The organism is Carnobacterium sp. (assembly GCF_032094055.1).
In the GTDB taxonomy this organism is placed as follows: Bacteria; Bacillota; Bacilli; order Lactobacillales; family Carnobacteriaceae; genus Carnobacterium_A.
Map to the genome: position 1 here is coordinate 1 of NZ_DAMDAK010000079.1, position 1,884 is coordinate 1,884.

A 1,884-nucleotide genomic window follows, 5' to 3' on the forward strand; every position below is an offset into this window, starting at 1 on the left:
TAAAAATCCATTGTGTCCATTTATAGAAATCAGGGTCTGTTGTGTTTATTTCTCGTTCCCAGTCATAACTAAAACCAAGAGAGTTGATTTGCCGCCGGAACGTTTCAATATTATGTGCAGTAAATTCTGCCGGATCATTACCCGTATCAAGCGCATATTGCTCAGCCGGCAGTCCAAAAGCATCCCACCCCATTGGGTGCAAAACATTGTAATCTTGTGCTCGTTTCATACGAGAAAGGATATCTGTTGCGGTATATCCTTCAGGGTGTCCTACATGTAATCCTTGACCAGATGGATAAGGGAACATATCTAAGGCATAAAATTTTTCTTTTTCCGAGTCTTCTGCTGTTCGGAATGTTTTATTGGTTTTCCAGTAATCTTGCCACTTTTTTTCAATCGTTTTATGATTAAAACTCATATCATTCTGCCTTCTTTCTGTATTTTCTCTTTTAATAAAAAAAATCGCCTTATGAGCGCAGATAAACTATCTGTTGCTCATAGGACGATTAAACATTTCATTGATCGTGGTACCACCTATATTTTCTACAATTTTGTAGACTCATCTTACCTTTAACGCAGGCGTTACGGCTTTACCTACTGCACTTTTTCAGTAAAGCAACATCCAAGGCGAGTTCAAAATTTTTCTTTATGCATTTCCACCAACCATGCACTCTCTTTAAAAGAAGTATTTCTACTATTCCTTTTCTTTGTTTTTAAACTATTGGTTTCATTCTATCAAATAAACGTTCAGCGGGCAATAGCAAAATACCCTTTGAGTTCTTATTCAAAAAGCATTCTACGGTAAGGAGCAGATTATTTCTTAATTTACTCGCTTCACCAGCCGTAAATGGTTCTTCCTTTCCGACCAACACATATACTAGTTAGTCCGGAAACTTTGTTCATACCAGTGCAGAAAAGCCAGTTATCACCATATAATAGGAGCTTAAACGACGAGTCTCCTCTAGGTTTAAGCCCCTATCCTCATTCTACTTACTTTTTAGTTACAAGAACTTGATCTATAAAAATGACGTCTGTTTTTAGGTAATTCCATTCTTTTAGATCTGCTACTGAAACAGTTAAACGATTAGCAATATCCCATAGCGTGTCTCCACTTTTTACAATATAACTAGCTTGGTTAGTTGTATTTATTTTTTCATTAACAGTTGAAATTGAAGTAACCGGAGTATTGGTTTGTTTTCCAACTTTTACATTTAAAGATTGACCAACATAAATCGTATCATTGTTTAATTTATTCCATGATTTCAAATCTGATACCGTAACGCCATATTTTAAACTAATAGCAGATAACGTATCACCGCTTTTGACAGTATAACCAACTGAAAGATTTGAAGCAGTTGTATCTGGACTAACGACGGTTTCTTTTGTACTTGTAGAAGAACTGCCTTTAATTGCTAATGCTTGACCAACATAAATTGCATCAGATTTTAAATTGTTCCAAGTTTTCAAGTTTGCTACTGAAACACCTTTGCTGTTGGCAATTCCCCATAACGTATCACCGCTCTTTACTGTATAAAAAGAAGTTGTTGTATTAGTGGAATTGGAACTAGTAGATCCGTTTCCTGTATTTGTAATTGGTGCTGTTACTGTACCGCCTTGAATTTTCAAGCTTTGGCCGACATAAATTGTATCAGTTTTTAAGTTGTTCCATGATTTTAAATTCGTAACTGAAACGCCTTTGCTGTCTGCGATTCCCCACAACGTATCGCCACTCTTCACTGTATAGGAAGAAGTTGTTGTGTTAGAAGATACCGTATTACTTGGCGTTGAGCTATTATTAGCTGAATTAGTACCACCTTGGATTTTCAAGTTTTGACCAACATAAATCGTATCGGATTTCAAGTTGTTCCATGATTTCAAATTCGC

General features: G+C 36.1%; 2 protein-coding genes and 1 other annotated feature. Both genes read right to left on the reverse strand.

Going from position 1 to position 1,884, the window contains the following annotated elements:
• Positions 1 to 418: class I tRNA ligase family protein (locus tag RT405_RS10840; protein ID WP_313469645.1), on the reverse strand; the 418-nt coding region annotated here is incomplete at its 3' end.
• Positions 419 to 495: 77 nt separating this feature from the next.
• Positions 496 to 717, reverse strand: a binding site (T-box leader).
• A gap of 273 nt (positions 718 to 990) precedes the next feature.
• Positions 991 to 1,884 (reverse strand): LysM peptidoglycan-binding domain-containing protein (locus tag RT405_RS10845; protein ID WP_313469647.1); only part of this gene is annotated, 894 nt, incomplete at its 5' end.